General features: G+C 69.8%; 17 protein-coding genes and 1 pseudogene. 8 read left to right on the plus strand and 10 right to left on the minus strand.

Going from position 1 to position 19,416, the window contains the following annotated elements:
• Positions 1-81: 81 nt before the first annotated feature.
• A complete protein-coding gene (gene aspS / locus ACFV7R_RS33340; RefSeq protein WP_385270133.1) occupies positions 82-1,845 on the minus strand; it encodes an aspartate--tRNA ligase in 1,764 nt (587 codons plus the stop codon).
• A 145-nt stretch (positions 1,846-1,990) separates the two neighbouring features.
• Here aspS and ACFV7R_RS33345 point away from each other — a divergent pair, with 145 nt between their 5' ends.
• Positions 1,991-4,117: a SpoIIE family protein phosphatase gene (locus ACFV7R_RS33345; protein WP_385270135.1), complete on the plus strand. Its 2,127-nt coding sequence runs from the start codon at positions 1,991-1,993 to the stop codon at positions 4,115-4,117.
• A gap of 1 nt (position 4,118) precedes the next feature.
• Here the strand turns inward: ACFV7R_RS33345 and ACFV7R_RS33350 are convergent, their stop codons facing one another.
• The 5 genes and pseudogenes from ACFV7R_RS33350 to ACFV7R_RS33370 all read right to left on the minus strand — a co-directional run bounded on the left by ACFV7R_RS33350 (position 4,119) and on the right by ACFV7R_RS33370 (position 7,301).
• Positions 4,119-4,469, minus strand: coding sequence for a nuclear transport factor 2 family protein (locus ACFV7R_RS33350; RefSeq protein WP_385270137.1), 351 nt, complete (start codon positions 4,467-4,469; stop codon positions 4,119-4,121).
• Position 4,470: 1 nt separating this feature from the next.
• On the minus strand, positions 4,471-5,526 hold the full coding sequence (locus tag ACFV7R_RS33355; protein WP_385270139.1) for an AI-2E family transporter: 1,056 nt from the start codon (positions 5,524-5,526) through the stop codon (positions 4,471-4,473).
• Positions 5,527-5,609: 83 nt separating this feature from the next.
• Positions 5,610-6,587 (minus strand): pirin family protein, encoded by a 978-nt coding sequence (locus ACFV7R_RS33360; RefSeq protein ID WP_385270141.1) that lies wholly within the window; start codon positions 6,585-6,587, stop codon positions 5,610-5,612.
• 146 nt (positions 6,588-6,733) lie between these two features.
• Positions 6,734-6,829 (minus strand): annotated as a pseudogene (locus tag ACFV7R_RS33365) (VOC family protein); the annotation flags it as partial.
• Positions 6,828-7,301: an SseB family protein gene (locus tag ACFV7R_RS33370; RefSeq protein WP_385270143.1), complete on the minus strand. Its 474-nt coding sequence runs from the start codon at positions 7,299-7,301 to the stop codon at positions 6,828-6,830. The pseudogene ACFV7R_RS33365 and the gene ACFV7R_RS33370, both read right to left, overlap by 2 nt.
• Before the next feature lie 121 nt (positions 7,302-7,422).
• On the opposite strand from ACFV7R_RS33370, the gene ACFV7R_RS33375 reads away from it, so the two are divergent.
• From ACFV7R_RS33375 to ACFV7R_RS33390, 4 genes are all read left to right on the plus strand, one after another.
• Positions 7,423-8,241 (plus strand): intradiol ring-cleavage dioxygenase, encoded by an 819-nt coding sequence (locus tag ACFV7R_RS33375; RefSeq protein WP_385270145.1) that lies wholly within the window; start codon positions 7,423-7,425, stop codon positions 8,239-8,241.
• A gap of 128 nt (positions 8,242-8,369) precedes the next feature.
• Positions 8,370-10,196, plus strand: coding sequence for an acyl-CoA dehydrogenase (locus ACFV7R_RS33380; RefSeq protein WP_385270147.1), 1,827 nt, complete (start codon positions 8,370-8,372; stop codon positions 10,194-10,196).
• Between the two features lie 78 nt (positions 10,197-10,274).
• On the plus strand, positions 10,275-11,573 hold the full coding sequence (locus ACFV7R_RS33385; protein WP_385270149.1) for a M18 family aminopeptidase: 1,299 nt from the start codon (positions 10,275-10,277) through the stop codon (positions 11,571-11,573).
• A gap of 65 nt (positions 11,574-11,638) precedes the next feature.
• Positions 11,639-11,887, plus strand: a complete 249-nt coding sequence (locus ACFV7R_RS33390; RefSeq protein ID WP_129798910.1) for a DUF6458 family protein — start codon at positions 11,639-11,641, stop codon at positions 11,885-11,887.
• 21 nt (positions 11,888-11,908) lie between these two features.
• On the opposite strand, the gene ACFV7R_RS33395 is transcribed toward ACFV7R_RS33390, so the two are convergent.
• Entirely contained in the window at positions 11,909-13,738 is a 1,830-nt protein-coding gene (locus ACFV7R_RS33395) for an NHL domain-containing thioredoxin family protein (RefSeq protein WP_385270151.1), read from the minus strand.
• Between the two features lie 115 nt (positions 13,739-13,853).
• Between ACFV7R_RS33395 and ACFV7R_RS33400 the strand changes: the two genes are divergently transcribed.
• Entirely contained in the window at positions 13,854-14,348 is a 495-nt protein-coding gene (locus ACFV7R_RS33400; protein WP_385270153.1) for an LURP-one-related/scramblase family protein, read from the plus strand.
• Here ACFV7R_RS33400 and ACFV7R_RS33405 read toward each other — a convergent pair.
• On the minus strand, positions 14,345-15,172 hold the full coding sequence (locus ACFV7R_RS33405; RefSeq protein WP_385270155.1) for a carbon-nitrogen family hydrolase: 828 nt from the start codon (positions 15,170-15,172) through the stop codon (positions 14,345-14,347). The two genes, ACFV7R_RS33400 and ACFV7R_RS33405, sit on opposite strands and share 4 nt — an antisense overlap.
• A 219-nt stretch (positions 15,173-15,391) precedes the next feature.
• Here ACFV7R_RS33405 and ACFV7R_RS33410 point away from each other — a divergent pair, with 219 nt between their 5' ends.
• The gene (locus ACFV7R_RS33410; protein WP_385270157.1) at positions 15,392-16,216 is read left to right on the plus strand and encodes a maleylpyruvate isomerase family mycothiol-dependent enzyme; all 825 of its coding nucleotides are present in this window, start codon (positions 15,392-15,394) and stop codon (positions 16,214-16,216) included.
• A 67-nt stretch (positions 16,217-16,283) separates the two neighbouring features.
• On the opposite strand, the gene ACFV7R_RS33415 is transcribed toward ACFV7R_RS33410, so the two are convergent.
• Positions 16,284-17,579: a nitrate/nitrite transporter gene (locus tag ACFV7R_RS33415; RefSeq protein ID WP_385270159.1), complete on the minus strand. Its 1,296-nt coding sequence runs from the start codon at positions 17,577-17,579 to the stop codon at positions 16,284-16,286.
• Positions 17,576-18,226, minus strand: a complete 651-nt coding sequence (locus ACFV7R_RS33420) for a GntR family transcriptional regulator (protein WP_385270161.1) — start codon at positions 18,224-18,226, stop codon at positions 17,576-17,578. Before ACFV7R_RS33420 ends, ACFV7R_RS33415 begins: the two co-directional genes overlap by 4 nt.
• A 195-nt stretch (positions 18,227-18,421) precedes the next feature.
• Between ACFV7R_RS33420 and ACFV7R_RS33425 the strand changes: the two genes are divergently transcribed.
• Positions 18,422-19,327 (plus strand): D-alanyl-D-alanine carboxypeptidase family protein, encoded by a 906-nt coding sequence (locus ACFV7R_RS33425; protein WP_385270163.1) that lies wholly within the window; start codon positions 18,422-18,424, stop codon positions 19,325-19,327.
• The last annotated feature ends 89 nt before the right edge of the window (positions 19,328-19,416 follow it).

Genomic DNA, 19,416 nt, shown 5'->3' on the forward strand with positions numbered 1-19,416 from the left:
GAGTAAGAGCTGGGTGGGAGCCCTGCATACGAAAGTGGCCCGGAACCGACGTCGGTTCCGGGCCACCCTCGCTCAGCAGAACTACTTCGGCTGCGGCTTGCGCACCGACAGGTGCAGCTCCTTCAGCCGCGCCTCCTCGAGCTCGGTCGGCGCGCCCATCATCAGGTCCTGGGCGTTGCCGTTGAGCGGGAAGGCGATCGTCTCGCGGATGTTCGGCTCGTCGGCGAGCAGCATGACGATGCGGTCGACGCCGGGCGCGATGCCACCGTGCGGCGGGGCGCCGAAGCGGAACGCGCGCAGCATGCCGGCGAACTTCTCCTCGACGGTCTCCCGGTCGTAGCCCGCGATCTCGAAGGCCTTCAGCATGATCTCGGGCTCGTGGTTCCGGATCGCGCCGGAGGACAGCTCGACGCCGTTGCAGACGATGTCGTACTGCCAGCCCAGGATGTCCAGCGGGTCCTGGGTCTGAAGGGCCTCCAGGCCGCCCTGCGGCATCGAGAAGGGGTTGTGCGAGAAGTCGATCGCGCCGGTCTCCTCGTCCTTCTCGTACATCGGGAAGTCGACGATCCAGCAGAACCGGAAGACGCCCTCCTCGAAGTGCCCGGCCCGCTTGGCGGCCTCGACCCGCACCGCGCCCATGATCTTGGAGACCTCGTCGAACTCGCCCGCGCCGAAGAACACGGCGTGGCCGGCCTCCAGGCCGAGGCGCTCGGTGAGGACCTTGACGTTCTCCTCGGTGAGGAACTTGGCGATCGGGCCGGTCAGCGAACCGTCCTCGGCCACGCGCACCCAGGCCAGGCCCTTGGCGCCGAGCGAGATCGCGAACTCGCCGAGCTGGTCGAAGAACTTGCGGGGCTGGTCCTGGACCGCCGGCACCGGCAGCGCACGCACGTGCTTGCCAGCGAAGGCCTTGAACTCCGAGCCCTCGAAGATGTCGGTGATGTCGACGAGCTCCAGCTGGGCGCGCAGGTCCGGCTTGTCGGAGCCGTACTTCAGCATCGCCTCGCGGAACGGGATCCGCGGGAACGGGGACGTCACATGACGGCCGTCGCCGAACTCCTCGAACAGCTCCGTCATCAGCTTCTCGACGGGCTGGAAGACGTCCTCCTGCTCGACGAAGGACATCTCGATGTCGAGCTGGTAGAACTCGCCCGGCGAGCGGTCGGCGCGGGCGTCCTCGTCGCGGAAGCAGGGCGCGATCTGGAAGTAACGGTCGAAGCCGGAGATCATCAGCAGCTGCTTGAACTGCTGCGGGGCCTGCGGCAGCGCGTAGAACCTGCCCGGGTGGAGGCGGGAGGGCACGACGAAGTCGCGGGCGCCCTCCGGGGAGGTGGCGCTGAGGATCGGGGTCGCCATCTCGTTGAAGCCCAGCGCCGTCATCTTGTGCCGGATCGCCGAGATGACCGCCGTACGCAGCATGATGTTGCGGTGCATGCGCTCGCGGCGCAGGTCCAGGAAGCGGTACTCCAGGCGCCGCTCCTCGTTGACCCCGTCCTCGGTGTTGATCGTGAAGGGGAGCGGGGCGGCGGCGCCCAGCACCTCCACCTCGCCGACCTCGATCTCGACCTCGCCGGTCGGCAGATCGGGGTTGATGTTCTCGGTACCGCGGGAGACGACCTTGCCGTCGACCCGTACGACGGTCTCCTTGGAGAGCTTGTCCAGCGCCTCGTAGGCGACCGTGTTGGGACGGGCCACGAGCTGCGTGATGCCGTAGTGGTCGCGCAGATCGATGAAGAGGATGCCGCCCAGGTCGCGCCGATTGTGCAGCCAGCCACTCAGCCGGACGTCGGTGCCGACGTCAGAGGCGCGGAGCTCGCCGCAGGTGTGGGACCTGTACCGATGCATCGTCGTTCATCCAGTCTTCGCGGATCGGGGCGTGTTTCACGTGAAACTTCTCCCCAGGGTACCGGCCACCCGCGACGGCCTCCCCACCATTAGGTGCGTGCGACACCAGTGGCACCCTTCGATCACCTCTTCTTAGAGTGGGCCAATGCGTATTGGTGAGCCCCTTCCCGCTGTGGGGCAGGTCCTCGCCGCCCTCGCGACCGGCATGTGGCACTGGGACACGGCCACGAAGCTGGTCACCGTGGACGCCGAGGCCGCTCGGCTGCTCGGGCTGCCCGCCGAACAGTCGACCCTGACCGAATCCCAGGCCCGGGCACGCCTCCACCCGGTCGACTGGAACGAGATCGTCAGCGTCATAGGTCTCGCCGTCGCCGAGCGGACGCTCGCCGAGGTGCGGGTACGGATCATGGACGAGCGGGGCCGGGTGATCCGCACCGTGCGCAGCCGCTCCAAACCGAGCTTCGACCCCGAGCGCCGGGCGTACCAGCTGATCGGCACCCTCCAGGAGGTCACCGACCCGTCGCCGGGCACACCTGCCGGGCGCCGTGCGGTCACCGGCGACTGGCGGCGCTCCCGGGAGGCGTTCCTGCTGGACGCCGGCCGGGCACTGGCCGAGGCGCGGTCCACGGAGGAGGTGCTGCGGGTCGCGGCCGGACTGTCCATGCCCGGTTTCTCACCGGACGGGCTCGCGGTGTTCGGCGTGGAGGCCGACCGGCTGACGGTCATCGGCCACCACGGCTACCGGCCCGGCGACGAGAAACGCTTCACGCACATGCCCGTGGAGACCGACTATCCGGCGGCCGAGGTGGTGCGCACCGGCCGGGCGGTCTACCTCTCCTCCCCCGAGCAGTACAAGTCCCGCTATCCGCTCACCTGGCCGCTCGCCGAGCAGTTCGGCCGCCAGTCCTGGGCCTTCCTGCCCCTGACCTTCGCCGGACGCACCATGGGCGCATGGATGGCGGCCTTCGCCTATCCGGTGACGTTCACCCCGGACGAACGATCCGTGCTGACGACGGTCGCCCGCATGCTCGCCCAGGCCCTCAGCCGGGCCGGCGCCGCCGAGTCGGAGCGGGAGCTCACCGACGGCCTGCAGCGCTCCATGCTGCCCACGCTGGGCCCCGAGATCCCCGGCATGAGCGTCGCCGCCCGCTACATCCCCACCGGCGGCGGACTCCAGGTCGGCGGTGACTGGTACGACATGATCCCGCTGCCCAACGGCCGCTTCGCCCTCGTCATCGGCGACGTGCAGGGACATGACGTACGGGCGGCCGGTCTGATGGGCCAGCTGCGGATAGCCCTGCGGGCGTACGCGGCCGAGGGCCATCGTCCGGACGCCGTGCTCTCGCGCGCCTCCCGCTTCCTGCACGGCATCTCCACCGTCGACGAGGACCCCGCCGACCTGCGCTTCGCGACCTGCCTCTACGTCGAGGCCGACCCCGCGACCGGCGTCCTGGACATCGCCCGCGCCGGACACCCGGACCCGGCGATCCGGCTGGCGGACGGCACGGTGCTGAAACGTCCGACGGCCGGCGGGCTGCCGCTCGGCATCGACCCGGACGCCGACTACCCCACCACGCGGTTCCTCCTGGAACCGGGCGAGACCATGATGATCTGCACCGACGGCCTCATCGAAACCGGCGGGCACGACCTGGAGTCGGGCTGGCTGCGCATCCGGACGGTCCTCGAGGAGCACAAGGGCGACGAGCTGGAGGAACTCGCCGACGCCCTGGTCCAGGCCGTGCACGGACCGTCCTCCCACCACACCACCGGCCCGCTCGCCGACCGGCGCGAGGACGACATCGCCGTGCTGCTGCTGTCCCGGCAGGGTGAGGAATACCGCTACGGCGGCACCGTGACCGGCCGGCCGGCCGCACGCCGCACGATGCTCACCGTCGCCCAGGACGAGCCGGAACGCGTCGCCGTGGCCCGGCAGGAGCTGAGGGACCTGCTGCACGACTGGTCCTCGGCCGACCAGGTGGACACCGCGGTGCTGCTGCTGTCCGAGATGCTCACCAACGTCCTCGTGCACACCGACGCCGACGCGCTCCTGGTCGCCGAGGTCACCGGGGAGCCGGCCGGGCGGCGGATGCGGGTGGAGGTCACCGACGCGAGCGACGACCTGCCGCACAAGCGCCGGCCCGGGGAGCTGGCGTCCTCCGGGCGGGGGCTGATGCTGATCGAGATGCTGGCGGACGCGTGGGGAGTGGACCCGCGGGGCGAGGGCAAGAGCACCTGGTTCGAGCTCTACGAGTCCGACGGACACCCCGCCTGAGTCATTCCCGGCCGCCGAAGAAGACCCGCACGTCCCGGATGAGCCCGTCGCGTACGGTGATCGCCTCCACGTTGCGGTACCTCTCGCCCGTGGGGAGCTCGTACTCGTAGTACGCGAACACGAGCTCCGGATCCACGGGTGTCACCTTCAGCAGCCGCTGCTCCCTGACCCGGTCGGCGGTGGGAAAGCACCGCTCGAAGAACGCGTCCTTGTCGATGTGGTCGTCCTGCGGGCTGGTGAAGGTGAAGTCGTCGGCGTAGAGCAGAACGGCCGCCTCGCGGTCCTGCGCCCGGTAGTACCGGAACGCGGCCTCGACGACGGCGGCCGGTGAGCCGCCCGTGTGATCGTGCATGCTAGGTCTCCAACTGCTCCGGTTCGGGCGGCGTTCCGTAACGCGCCCGCAGCTCGTGCAGTACCCCGAAGACGGCGGCGGTGAGCGGTACGGCCAACAGCATCCCGAGGATTCCGGCGACGGCCGCGCCCGCGGTGATGGCCACCATCACGACCGCCGGATGCATCTGCACCGTACGGCTCTGGATCATCGGCTGGAGCACATGCCCCTCCAGCACCTGCACGGCGAGCACCACCCCGAGCACCCACAGCGCGATGACGAAGCCCCGGTCGGCGAGCGCGACCAGCACGGCGACCGCCCCGGAGAGGAAGGCGCCGAGGTAGGGGATGTAGGCGCCGACGAAGACCAGCGCCCCCAGCCCCACGGCGCCCGGCACGTCCAGGACCAGCAGTCCGACGGTGATGCACACGGCGTCGATGAAGGCGATGAAGGTGGTCCCGCGCATGAACCCCTCGACGGCCCGGTAGGCGCGCCGTGCCATGGCCTCCAGGGTGTCGGCGGTCCCGTGCGGGGCGAGCGCGCGCAGGGTGCCGGTGGCCCGGTCGGAGTCCCGCAGGAAGAAGAAGACGAGCAGCAGCGCCAGTACGGCAATGGCGATGGTCTCGCCGACGACGCTGACCCCGCTGATGACCCCGGAGGCGGCCGTCCCGCCGAACCTGCCCAGCAGCTCCCGCGCGTTGGACGCCAGGTCGTCCAGCGAGGTCCCGGCCGCCCCGAAGTGCTCGGCGATCCCTCGCGCCGCGTTCCTGAGCGAGGCGATGATCTGGTCCCCGCTGTCGATCAGCGCCGCGACGACGATGTACACGGCCCCGCCTACCACCGCCACGACGGCGACACAGGTGAGCCCGGCGGCGACCGACCGGTTGACCCGGGCCTTGACGAGCCGCCGGTGGAAGGGCCCGAGCAGCGCGGTGCCGAGCAGCGCCAGCAGCACCGGCACCACGGCCGCCCGCAGATGGGCGCACAGCAGGATCCCGACGTACACCACCCCGGCGACAAGCAGGATGACGGCACACCAGGCGGCCAGCCGTCGCACGGAGTCGGGAAGCAGATGCACCCGTCCAGGGGATCACGCGCCGGGCGGGCTGTCCTGCGCGGACAGCCCGCCCGGGTGACAGGGCGTCAGCCGACGGCGGAGGCTCAGCCCTTCGGCCCGCGCTCCGTCATGCCGTGCACGGCGGGGATGGTCCCCAGCCGGCCCTTCTGGAAGTCCTCGAAGGCCTGCTGGAGCTCGTCGCGGGTGTTCATCACGAACGGGCCGTAGTGCGCCATCGGCTCGCGGATCGGCTGACCGCCCAGCAGGACGACCTCGAGATCCGGCGTGTTCGAGTCCTGCTGCTCGTCCGCGCGGACGGTCAGCGAGGAGCCGGCGCCGAAGACCGCCGTCTGCCCCAGGTGGACCGGACGGCGCTCCGCACCGACCGCGCCCTTGCCCGCCATCACGTACGCCAGGCCGTTGAAGTCCTCGCGCCACGGCAGGGTGATCTCCGCGCCCGGCGCCAGCGTCGCGTGGATCATCGTGATCGGCGTGTGCGTGGCACCGGGACCCTGGTGGCCGTCGAGCTCACCGGCGATGACCCGGAGCAGCGCGCCGCCGTCGGGGGAGGTGAGCAGCTGGACGTTGCCGCCGCGGATGTCCTGGTACTTGGGCGGCATCATCTTGTCCTTGGCCGGGAGGTTCACCCACAGCTGCAGACCGTGGAAGAGACCGCCGGACATGACCAGTTGCTCCGGCGGGGCCTCGATGTGGAGGAGCCCCGAGCCCGCGGTCATCCACTGGGTGTCGCCGTTGGTGATGGTGCCGCCACCGCCGTGGGAGTCCTGGTGGTCGAAGATCCCGTCGATGATGTAGGTGACGGTCTCGAAGCCGCGGTGCGGGTGCCAGGGGGTGCCCTTGGGCTCACCCGGCGCGTAGTCCACCTCTCCCATCTGGTCCATCATGATGAACGGGTCCAGGTGGCGGTAGTTGATCCCGGCGAACGCCCGGCGCACGGGGAAGCCCTCACCTTCGAAACCGCTCGGTGCGGTCGTGACGGTGAGCACGGGGCGCGCCACGGCGTCGGCCGGTGCGGTCACGCGGGGCAGCGTCAGCGGGTTCTCGACGGTCACTGCAGGCATGTCGGTACCTCCTTGGGCGACGTGCGCCCCACTTTAGTTGAGCGTTGAACTTTCTGCCACCTCAAACAGAGAAAGCCCGGAGGGCATTCCCTCCGGGCTCCTCCGCCCGTACGACGGCCGCGGACGGCCCTACACCGTTGCAGTACTCAGGGGCGAACGTACGGCCGGGTCATGATCTCCATGTTGTGCCCGTCCGGATCGTCGAAGTACGCACCCCGCCCACCGAAAAGATCGTTGGCCCTAGCCGTACATCCGCCGCATCGCGAAATCGACCATCTCCTCGACCGCCTTCGCGTCGAAGACCATCCGGTGCTCGCCCTCCATGTCGAGGACGAAGCCGTAGCCGGTCGGCAGCAGGTCGATCACCTCTGCGCCGGTGATCACGAAGTACTTGGACTCCTTGCCCGCGTACCGGCGCAGCTCCTTCAGCGAGCTGAACATCGGGATCACCGGCTGCTGGGTGTTGTGCAGGGCGAGGAAGCCGGGGTTGTCACCGCGCGGGCAGTAGACCTTCGACGTCGCGAAGACCTGCTGGAAGTCCTCCGCGGACATCTGCCCGGTGGTGAAGGCGCGCACCGCGTCCGCGAGCGAGGGCGGGGACGGCTCGGGGTACAGCGGCGGCTGCTGCTGTCCGTACCCGCCGGACATCTGCTGCGGGGGGACGTAGCCCTGCTGGGCAGCACCGCCGTCCATGGGCTGGCCGTATCCGTACATGGGCGCAAGCGTACCGAGGGCAGCCGGGCGGGCGGGCCGGTACGGGCGCCCCGGCAAACCGACAGCGACTTGACAGCCACCGCCCTGGCTTCCCACAGGTGCCGCTCATAGCGTCTGCCCCATGAGCAGACGCCACCACGACGAAACACATGAGCACGACAGAGGCCTCTCCTACGACCTTCCCGTCCTCGCCCGCCGCCGGATGATCCGGCTGATGGCGGGGGCGAGCCTGATTCCCCTGGTGGGCTGCTCCACCGACGACACCTCCGCCGGCAGCAGCTCGCCGAGCTCGGCCTCCTCGCCCACCGAGTGCGCCACGATCCCGGACGAGACCGCCGGTCCCTACCCCGGCGACGGCTCCAACGGCGTGAACGTCCTCAAGGAGAGCGGTGTCGTCCGCAGCGACATCACCTCCAGCTTCGGCGACTCGGCCGGCGGCACCGCCGAGGGCGTGCCCCTGGCCATCACGCTCACCGTCGTCGACGCCGCCTCCGGCTGCGGTACCCCGAAGCAGGGCGCCGCCGTCTACCTCTGGCACTGCGACCGGGACGGCAACTACTCCCTGTACTCGGAGGGCGTCACCGACGAGAACTATCTGCGCGGCGTCCAGGAGACCGACGACAAGGGCCAGGTCACCTTCAGGAGCATCTTCCCGGCCTGCTATCCGGGCCGCTGGCCGCACATCCACTTCGAGGTCTACGGCAGCCTGGACGACGCCACCGCCGCCACCTCGATCACGAACACCTCCCAGCTCGCGCTGCCGAAGGACGTCTGCGACACGGTGTACGCCACGGACGGCTACAGCCAGAGCGTGCAGAACCTGGGCCAGTTGTCCCTGGAGACGGACAACATCTTCAGCGACGGACACGACCAGCAGCTGGCCACGGTGACGGGCAGCGCCGAGAAGGGCTACACGGCGACGCTCACGGTGCCGGTGTGACCCGTCACAGATGAGGGGATCGGGGTTGCATCTTATTACTGACGGGTAGCATCATCGTAGCTACTTGTTGGTACGTGAACTAGCGCGAGGATCCAGTGCCTCGCCGATCTCTCTACGGAGCTGTCGCCATGGGGCACTACAAGTCGAATCTCCGCGACATCGAGTTCAACCTCTTCGAAGTACTCGGGCGCGACAAGCTGTACGGCACCGGCCCGTTCGAGGAGATGGACGTCGACACCGCCAAGAGCATCCTCGACGAGCTCACCCGGCTCGCGGAGAACGAGCTGGCCGAGTCCTTCGCGGACGCCGACCGCAACCCGCCGGTCTTCGACCCGGAGACCAACACCGCTCCGGTCCCGGAGACGTTCAAGAAGAGCTACCAGGCCTTCATGGACTCCGAGTACTGGCGCCTCGGCCTGCCCGAGGCCATCGGCGGTACGACGGCTCCCCCGTCGCTGATCTGGTCGTACGCGGAGCTGATCCTGGGCGCCAACCCGGCCGTGTGGATGTACTCCTCGGGCCCGGCCTTCGCCGGGATCCTCTTCGACGAGGGCAACGAGGTCCAGAAGCAGATCGCGCAGATCGCCGTCGAGAAGCAGTGGGGCTCGACGATGGTCCTCACCGAGCCCGACGCGGGTTCCGACGTGGGCGCCGGGCGCACCAAGGCGGTCCAGCAGGAGGACGGCTCCTGGCACATCGAGGGCGTGAAGCGCTTCATCACGTCCGGTGAGCACGACATGTCGGAGAACATCCTCCACTACGTGCTCGCGCGGCCGGAAGGTGCCGGTCCGGGCACCAAGGGCCTGTCCCTCTTCCTCGTCCCGAAGTACCTCTTCGACTTCGAGACCGGCGAGCTGGGCGAGCGCAACGGCGTCTACGCCACCAACGTCGAGCACAAGATGGGCCTGAAGGCCTCCAACACCTGCGAGATGACCTTCGGCGACCAGCACCCCGCCAAGGGCTGGCTGATCGGCGACAAGCACGACGGCATCCGCCAGATGTTCCGCATCATCGAGTTCGCCCGCATGATGGTCGGCACGAAGGCGATCTCCACGCTCTCGACGGGCTACCTCAACGCCCTCGAGTACGCCAAGGAGCGCGTCCAGGGCCCCGACCTGGCGAACTTCATGGACAAGACCGCGCCCAAGGTCACCATCACGCACCACCCCGACGTGCGCCGCTCGCTGATGACGCAGAAGGCGTACGCCGAGGGCATGCGCGCCCTCGTCCTCTACACGGCCTCCGTCCAGGACGCGATCGCGGTCAAGGAGGCGGCGGGCGAGGACGCGTCGACGGAGCACGCGCTCAACGACCTCCTCCTGCCGATCGTCAAGGGCTACGGCTCCGAGAAGGGCTACGAGCAGCTCGCCCAGTCGCTGCAGACCTTCGGCGGCTCCGGCTTCCTGCAGGAGTACCCGATCGAGCAGTACATCCGCGACTCCAAGATCGACACCCTGTACGAGGGCACCACGGCCATCCAGGGCCAGGACTTCTTCTTCCGGAAGATCGTCCGCAACCAGGGCGCCGCGCTGAACTCCCTCGCCGAGGACATCAAGAAGTTCCTGGCCGTCGGCACCGGCGGCGAGGAGCTGTCCGCGGCCCGCGAGCAGCTGGCCAAGGCGGCCGTCGAGCTGGAGGCGATCGTCGGCCTGATGCTGACCGACCTCGCCGCCACCGAGCAGGACGTCAAGAACATCTACAAGGTGGGCCTGAACACCACCCGCCTGCTGATGGCCTCCGGTGACGTGATCGTCGGCTACCTGCTGCTGAAGGGCGCCGCGGTCGCCGCCGAGAAGCTTCCGTCGGCCTCCGCCAAGGACAAGACGTTCTACACCGGCAAGATCGCGGCGGCGAAGTTCTTCGCGGCCACCGTGCTGCCCGGCGTGACGCTGGCCCGCAAGCTGTCGGAGAACGTCGACCTGGACCTGATGGAGCTGGACGAGGCCGCGTTCTAGTCGCCGTCCACACCCTCCTCACGAGGGCCCGCTCCCCTTTGCCGGGAGCGGGCCCTCGTACGTCGTTAAGGTGAACCCATGAGCGAACCTTTCCGCTTCGACCGCGGTCACACCGACGACCTGATGTCCTTCCTGGCGGCGAGCCCCTCGCCGTACCACGCCGTGGCGAACACCGCCGAGCGGCTGGAGAAGGCCGGCTTCCGGCAGGTCTCGGAGACGGACGCCTGGGACGGGACGTGCGGCGGCAGGTTCGTGCTGCGCGGTGGCGCGATCGTGGCGTGGTACGTCCCCGAGGGCGCGGCCCCGCACACGCCGTTCCGCATCGTCGGCGCGCACACCGACTCGCCCAACCTGCGGGTCAAGCCGCTGCCCGACACGGGGGCGCACGGCTGGCGGCAGGTGGCGGTCGAGATCTACGGCGGCCCGCTCCTGAACTCCTGGCTGGACCGCGACCTGGGCCTGGCCGGCCGCCTCACCCTGCGCGACGGCACGACCCGCCTGGTGAACATCGACCGCCCGCTGCTGCGCGTCCCCCAGCTCGCGATCCACCTGGACCGCTCGGTGTCGTCGGAGGGCCTCAAGCTCGACAAGCAGCGCCACCTCCAGCCGATCTGGGGCCTCGGCGACGACGTCCGCGACGGCGACCTCATCGCCTTCCTGGAGTCCGAGTCCGGGATCCCGGCGGGCGAGGTCACCGGCTGGGACCTGATGGTGCACTCCGTGGAGCCGCCGGCGTACCTGGGCCGGGACAAGGAGCTGGTGGCGGGCCCGCGCATGGACAACCTGCTGTCGGTGCACGCGGGCGCCGCGGCACTGACCGCGGTGGCCACCGGCGGTGAGGGGCTGCCGTACATCCCGGTCCTCGCCGCCTTCGACCACGAGGAGAACGGCTCCCAGTCGGACACCGGCGCGGACGGGCCGCTGCTCGGCGGCGTGCTGGAGCGTTCGGTGTTCGCGCGAGGAGGATCGTACGAGGACCGGGCGAGGGCATTTGCGGGAACGGTCTGCCTGTCCTCCGACACGGGCCACGCGGTCCACCCCAACTACGCGGAGCGCCACGACCCGACGCACCACCCGCGCGTCAACGGCGGGCCGATCCTGAAGGTCAACGTCAACAACCGCTATGCGACCGACGGTTCGGGCCGTGCGGTCTGGGCGGCGGCCTGCGAGAAGGCGAACGTCCCGTTCCAGTCCTTCGTCTCCAACAACTCTATGCCCTGCGGCACGACGATCGGCCCGATCACAGCGGCGCGGCATGGCATCAGGACGGTGGACATCGGGGTGGCGATCCTGTCGATGCACAGCGCGCGCGAACTGTGCGGGGTGGATGATCCGTTCCTCCTCGCCAACGCGCTGGTGGCCTTCCTGGAGGGGTAACGCCCGTCGGGCCGGGTACCCGCCCCCGACCGGAACGACTGGACCGGACAGGGAGGCGACAACTCATGGGCCTCGGCGGGTGCATCATCCTCATCGCCGTGGGAGCCATCCTCACGTTCGCTACCGACTGGGACATGCAGGGGGTCAACCTCGACCTGGTCGGCGTGATCCTGATGATCGTGGGCCTGATCGGCGTGACGACCTTCAGCAGCATCGCCCGGCGCAGGCGAGTGGTGGTGCCACCCGCGACACCGGTCGTGGAGGAACGGCACCACCATCGGCGGGACGGGTACAGCGACGGGTACGGGGTGTGAGCCCCGCAGGGCCCCGCAGGGTCAGGCGTCCAGGCCGGCCAGGACCAGCGGCAGACGGTCCGTTCCCCCCTCGGTGACACGGACCGGGACGCCCCAGTCCTGCTGGTGGACATGGCAGGCGGGGTACTCGTTCGCCGGGTCGTCGTCGCAGGACGCGGCCATCGCGGAGACGTGCAGGACGCCCTCGGGGACCGCGGGGTCGAGCTCCAGGGCGCGGGAGAGATCGGTCCCCGCGCCCTCACCGTCCACCAGCAGCTCGGGAGGCGTGGACGAGACCAGCAGGCGGGTCGAGGGACCGTACCGGGTGTCGAGCTTCTGGCCCGCCGGGGCCTGGAAGATCACGTCCAACTGCAGGCGCCCGGGGGAGACTTCGGTGGCCGCGCGCTGCGTGTGGTGCGCGACCGCCTCGACACGGACCGCCTCCTCGGGGAGGCGAAGGCGGGTCAGCCGATGCCGGGCGGACTCGACTACGACGATGTCGTCGCCGACCAGCACGGCGTCGCTCGGTTCGCGCAGATCCGTGGCCAGGGTGGTCACTTCGCCGGCGGCGGGGTCGTAGCGGCGCAGGGCGTGGTTGTAGGTGTCGCTGACGGCCACCGAGCCGTCGGGGAGCGCGGTCACGCCCAACGGGTGCTGGAGCAGGGCCTGCTCGGCGGCGCCGTCGCGGTGACCGAAGTCGAACAGGCCGGTGCCGACGGCGGTGTGGACGGTGCCGTCGGGGTCGACCCAGCGCAGCGCCGACGTCTCGGAGTCGGCGAGCCACAGCCGGTCGGGCGTGGCCGCGAGGCCGGACGGCTGCGCGAACCAGGCCTCTGTGTCCGGGCCGTCGACCAGTCCCTCGTTGGTGGTGCCGGCGGCGACGGAGACGGTGCCGTCAGCGGGGTCGTACGTCCACAGCTGGTGGATGCCGGCCATGGCGATCCAGACCTTGCCCTGCCACCAGGCGACGTCCCAGGGGGAGGAGAGGTTCACCTCGCGGCCGGGGCCGGACGTGGCATCGCCCTGCATCCACTGCCTGCCGGTGCCCGCGAGGGTCGTGACCTCACCGGACGTGAGGTCCAGCCGCCGGAGGACGTGGTTCACGGTGTCGGCGACGACGACCGAGCCGTCGTCGAGGAGGGCGAGACCCTGCGGCTCGTTGAAGGTGGCCGTGTCCGCCGTGCCGTCGGAGAGGCCGCGGACGCCGGACCCGATGCGCCGTACAACGGACTCGCCGTCGGCCTCCAGCTCCACGAGCTGATGCCGCGTCGTGTCGCTGACCAGGAAGTTCCCGCTCGGCAGCAGCAGCGCCTTCCCGGGGAACCGCAGCACCGTCGGCTCCGGCTCCGGCGCCACGTACGGCCCGTCCCCACGCCGCAGCGTGCCCTTCGCGGCGTGCTCCGCCTCCAGCTCCGTCACCAACTGCTCGATGGCGTGCACATGCCCCTCACCGGAGTGCTGCGCGACGACGTACCCCTCGGGGTCGATCACGGCCAGCGTCGGCCACGCGCGCACCGCGTACTGCTTCCAGGTCGCGAGCTCGGGGTCGTCGAGCACGGGATGCTCGACGCCGTACCGCTCGACGGCGTCGATCACCGCCTGATGCTCCGCCTCGTGCACGAACTTCGGCGAGTGCACCCCGATGACCACGACCGTGTCCCGGTGTTTGTCCTCCAGCTCCCGCAGCTCGTCCACGACGTGCAGGCAGTTCACGCAGCAAAATGTCCAAAAATCAAGGATGACGATACGTCCGCGCAGGTCGGCGAGCCGGTACTGCTTCCCGCCGGTGTTCAGCCAGCCACCCTTGCCGGTCAGCTCGGGGGCACGGACACGGGCGCGGCGGCGAGTCGGGCCCGGGGAGGAATCGGTCATGGATCAAGAGTGCCACCCGCCACCGACAAACACCCCGGCGCGAACGTCGTACCGCGCTGAGCCCGTCGGCCTACCGGCGGCGTTTCGGGCCGGCCGGCGGGGAACCGGTCCTGTCATGAGATTCCTCGTACGCGACCGGATCCTCTCCTTCGGTGACGACTACTGGATCGAGGACGACCACGGCAACAAGGTGTTCCTCGTCGACGGCAAGGCGATCCGGCTGCGGGACACCTTCGAGCTGAAGGACACCCAGGGTCAGGTACTGATCGACATCCGTCAGAAGATGTTCGCCCTGCGGGACACGATGCTCATCGAGCGGGACGGCGAGCCGCTCGCGCGGATCAGGCGGAAGCGGCTGTCGTTGCTGCGCAACCACTATCGGGTGACGTTGGTGGACGGCACGGAGCTCGACGTCAGCGGCAAGATCGCCGACCGCGAGTTCGCCGTCGAGTACGACGGCGAGCTGCTCGCCGTCATCTCCCGGCGGTGGCTGCACGTCCGGGACACGTACGGCGTGGACGTCGTCCGGGACGACGCGGATCCGGCGCTGCTGATCGCGGTGACGGTGTGCGTGATCCACCTGGCGGAGAAGGAACGGGAGGACGCCTAACGGCGAGGGCGCGGCGTCGCGAGTCCCAGTACGCGGTCCTTCAGGGCCGGGAACTGCTCCCGGGTCTGGGCCACCTTGCCGTGGTCGAGCTCCACGGTGAGGACCTCCTCGCCGCGGCCGGCCTCCGCCAGGACCGTTCCCCATGGATCCACCACGATCGAGTGACCGGCCTGCGGAACTCCCGCATGTGTCCCGGCCGTTCCACACGCGAGGACGAACGCCTGGTTCTCCACCGCCCGCGCCTGAGCCAGCAGCGTCCAGTGGGAGCGCCTGCGCTCCGGCCAGCCCGCCGGGATCACAAAGGTCTCGGCACCGGCGTCGACGAGCCCACGGAAGAGTTCGGGGAAACGGAGGTCGTAGCAGGTCGCCAGACCGAGCGTCGTCACGCCCGGCATGCGGACCGTCACCAGCTCGTCGCCCGCCCCCATCAGCACGGCCTCGCCCTTGTCGAAGCCGAAGCGGTGGATCTTGCGGTAGGCGGCGACCAGATCACCGGAAGGAGAGAAGACGAGCGACGTGTTGTACAGCGGCCCCTCGCCCGCGGCCGGGGTGCCGTCGGATTCACCCCGCTCCGGAATCGAGCCCGCGTGCAGCCACACGCCCGCGTCGCTCGCGGCCTTCGCCATGGCCTCGTGCGTCGGCCCCTCGAGCGGCTCGGCCTCCCGGGCGAACCCCTCGTAGGCGAACGCCCCGGTGGTCCACAGCTCCGGCAGCACGACGAGATCGGCACCGGCCTGGTCCCGTACGAGCGAGGCGACCCGACGCCGACGCGAATCGACCGATTCACTCTCATTTACGGAGATCTGGAGCAGAGAGGCGCGCACACTACCACCGTCCTGGCATTCGAGCCGTCCACACGGGCCTACGATCGTCACACGAAAGCACTGCCGGGGTGCCTCACAGCAGCGTAACTTTGGGGGTCCCCCCGGTTCGAGCGCAGCCGAGAACCGGGGGAGTCCCGAGACGCCGCCGACCGCAGCCACCTCCCACTGGCAATGCCGCCACAACCTGCCCGTGTTCCGACCGCCGAGGGGTCCCGTTCCGTGAGTCTGCATCCCACCCTCCAGCCCTACGCCGACGCCTGGACCCACTCCATCGAAGCGATATCCGAGCTGGTGCAGCCGCTTGTGGAGGCCGACTGGAACCGGCGGACCCCGTGCCCGGGCTGGTCCGTGCGTGACGTCGTCTCGCACGTCATCGGCCTCGACTGCGAGATGCTCGGCGACCCGCGCCCCATCCACACGCTGCCGCGCGATCTGTTCCACGTCACGAACGACCACCAGCGCTACATGGAGATGCAGGTCGACGTCCGCCGGCACCACACGGCGCCCGAGATGACCTCCGAGCTGGAGTACACGGTCATCCGCCGCAACCGGCAGCTGCGCAACGAGTCGCGCGACCCCGGTACGAAGGTGCGCGGGCCGCTGGGCACCGAGCTCACCCTCGAGGAGGCCATGCGCGGCCACGCCTTCAACGTGTGGGTGCACGAGCAGGACCTGCGTGTCGCCGTCGGCCGGCCCGGCAACCTCGACTCCCCCGGTGCGCAGGTCACCCGTGACGTCCTGCTGGCCGCCCTCCCGGACATCGTCGCGAACAAGGCGGGGGCTCCCCGTAGTTCGGCGATCGTCTTCGACGTTCACGGCCCCGTCGAGTTCCTGCGCACGATCCGCGTCGACATCCAGGGGCGCGGCACCCTGGAGACGGCTCCCGCACTCGGGCCCGCCGCCACCCTCACCCTCGACTGGGAGACGTACGTCCGCCTGGCCTGCGGCCGGGTGACGCCGGAGGCGGTCGCGGACCGGGTGAAGACGGAGGGCGACCCGGACCTGACGGCGGCGATCCTGCGGAACTTCACGGTGACGCCGTAGGGCCGCAGGCGCGGCCCCCTGAGAGGTGTGGGAGGAGCGACGAGTCGGGCCACTGGCAGACGTCAGCTCACGCCGGCACGTGCACCGTCTCCACCCGGCTCGCCACCAGCCGTTCCCGCTCCCGGCGGGCCGCTCGCCTGCGCAGGCGCAGGATCTGGGTGACGCCCAGCGCCTGGAGCACGAACACGGACGAGAAGGCGACCGTGTAGTCGTCGTCCGTGGCGTCGAGCAGCGCGCCGATCGCGAACAGCGTCGTCATCGAGGCCACGAAACCACCCATGTTGGTGATCCCGGACGCCGTCCCCTGACGCTCCGCCGGATTCGCCGGCCGCGCGAAGTCGAACCCGATCATCGAGGCCGGCCCGCACGCCCCGAGCACCGTGCAGAGCACGATCAGCAGCCACATCGGGGCGTGCTCACCGGGATACCCGAGCGTCGCCGCCCACAGCAGCGAGGTCGCCGCGACGGTGCCCAGCGCGAGCGGCAGCCGCGCCCCGTGGTGCCGGGCGATGATCTGGCCGTACACCAGTCCGACCGCCATGTTCGACAGCACGACCAGGGTCAGCAGCTCTCCGGCCGCGGCCCGGGACAGCCCCTGCGCCTCGACCAGGAACGGCAGCCCCCACAGCAGCAGGAACACCATGGCCGGGAACTGGGTCGTGAAGTGCACCCACAGCCCGAGCCGAGTCCCCGGCTCCCGCCAGGACGCGGCGATCTGCCGCCGTACGTACGCCGCTCCCTGATGCGGTACCGGCTCCGGCTCGTGTCCTTCGGGGTGGTCCTTCAGGAACAGCAGCAGGAGGACGAGGACCACGACCCCGGCGAGCGCACTGCCCGCGAACGCGGCCGTCCAGCCGATGCCGTGCAGCAGCCGGGCGAGGACGAGCGTCGAGACGAGGTTGCCTGCCATGCCGACCAGCCCGGCGAGCTGCGCGATCAGCGGTCCGCGCCGGGCCGGGAACCACCGGCTGCCCAGCCGCAGCACGCTGATGAACGTCATCGCGTCGCCGCAGCCCAGCAGCGCCCGCGACGCGAGGGCCATCCCGTACGTGGGGGAGAACGCGAAGCCCAGCTGGCCCGCCGTGAACAGCACGACGCCCATCCCCAGCACCTTCTTGGTGCCGAGCCGGTCGACCAGCAGGCCGACGGGTATCTGCATGCCGGCGTAGACGAGGAGCTGGAGGATCGAGAACGTCGACAGTGCGGAGGCGCCCACGTCGAAGCGGTCGGCGGCGTCGAGGCCGGCGACCCCCAGGGACGTACGGAAGATGACGGCGACGAAGTAGACGGCGACGCCTGTGCTCCAGACGGCGACGGCGCGCCGGCCGCCGGGCGGATCGCCCGGGAGGGCGGCCCCGCTCATCGGACCTCACCCCGGGCGAGGTGCGAGAACCAGCCGACGTGCCGGTGGACGATTCCGACGGCCGCCTCGGCGTCCCCCGAGCGCAGCGCGTCCAGGATCTCCTCGTGCTCGGTGAGGGTCTTGGCGATCCGGTCGGGGTGGGAGTGCATGACGGCGACTCCCATCCTCAGCTGCCGGTCGCGGAGTTGGTCGTAGAGCCGGGAGAGGATCTCGTTGCCGCCGCTGCGGACGATCTCGGCGTGGAAGCAGCGGTCGGTGACGGCGGCGGCGGCCAGGTCCCCGGCGGCGGCCTGTTCCTTCTGCAGTGCGAGCAGTTCCTCGAGCCGCTCGATGAGGCCGGGCGGTGCGGGTACGGCCTTGCGGGCCGCGTGCTCCTCCACCAGCAGCCGGGTCTCGACGACGTCCGCGATCTCCTGCGCGGAGACGGGCAGTACGAGGGCGCCCTTCTTCGGATACAGCTTGATCAGGCCCTCGACCTCCAGCCGGAGCAGTGCCTCGCGCACCGGGGTGCGGGAGACCCCGACGGCATCGGCCAGCTCGCCCTCGGTCAGCAGGGTTCCGCCCTCGTAACGGCGGTCCAGGACGCCCTGTTTGACGTGGTGGTAGACGCGGTCGGCGGCGGGCGGTTGCTTCACGACCAGAGACATGCCCACAGGATAGATACATCACGTACGCATATGGAGTCCCGTCCATCATGCGGACGTTACGGGGTCCGCCTCATCCGCCGCACAACCTTCTGTGGTACTTACGCGTCACACATGTGCGGCCCCTTACGCCTTCGGGCCCCCTGACCTCAATTCGGCCGCATATCAGAGGAATTCAAAGCAATCGGGGTACTTCACTTGAAAACAGGCATTCAGGGCACCCGTATCCGCAGAGCCACTGCCGTCGCCGTGACCACCGGCGCCATGCTCGCGGCCGGTGCCTTCTCCGCTGCGCCCGCGCAGGCCGCCGCCGCCCCCTCGATCGTGGCCAAGGGCGGCTACGTCATGAACAACGCGAACGGCAGGACGCTGTACACGAAGGCAGCGGACACCAGGCGCTCCACCGGCTCCACCACCAAGATCATGACCGCGAAGGTCGTGCTCTCGCAGCCGAACCTCAACCTCGACGCCAAGGTCACGATCCAGAAGGCCTACAGCGACTACATCGTCGACAACAACTGGGCCTCCAACGCCAAGCTGATCGTCGGCGACAAGGTCACCGTGCGCCAGCTGCTGTACGGCCTGATGCTGCCGTCGGGCTGCGACGCCGCCTATGCGCTCGCCGACAAGTTCGGCACGGGCTCGACGCGGGCCGCGCGCGTGAAGTCGTTCATCGGCAAGATGAACACCACCGCGAGGAACCTCGGCCTGACGAACACCCACTTCGACTCCTTCGACGGCATCGGCAACGGGGCGAACTACTCGACGCCGCGCGACCTGACGAAACTCGCCGCCAGCGCGATGAAGAGCTCCACGTTCCGCACGATCGTCAAGACGAAGCAGTACACGGCGAAGACGATCACCAAGACCGGCAGCGTCCGCACCATGGCGCCGTGGAAGAACACCAACGGTCTGCTCGGCACCTACAGCGGTGCGATCGGCGTGAAGACCGGTTCCGGCCCGGAGGCCAAGTACTGTCTCGTCTTCGCCGCCACCCGCAACGGCAAGACGGTCATCGGCACGGTGCTCGCCTCCTCCTCGATCGCCCAGCGCGAGACGGACGCGAAGAAGCTCATGAACTACGGCTTCACCAGCCTGGGCTGACACCCAGGACGACCGGCTCACCGGGTCACCGGCAAGGGGGCGGACCGCTCGACGGCGGCCGCCCCCTTGGACGTTCCTCGCCCTCTTGG

The organism is Streptomyces sp. NPDC059866, from assembly GCF_042731325.1.
In the GTDB taxonomy this organism is placed as follows: Bacteria; Actinomycetota; Actinomycetes; order Streptomycetales; family Streptomycetaceae; genus Streptomyces; species Streptomyces flavusporus.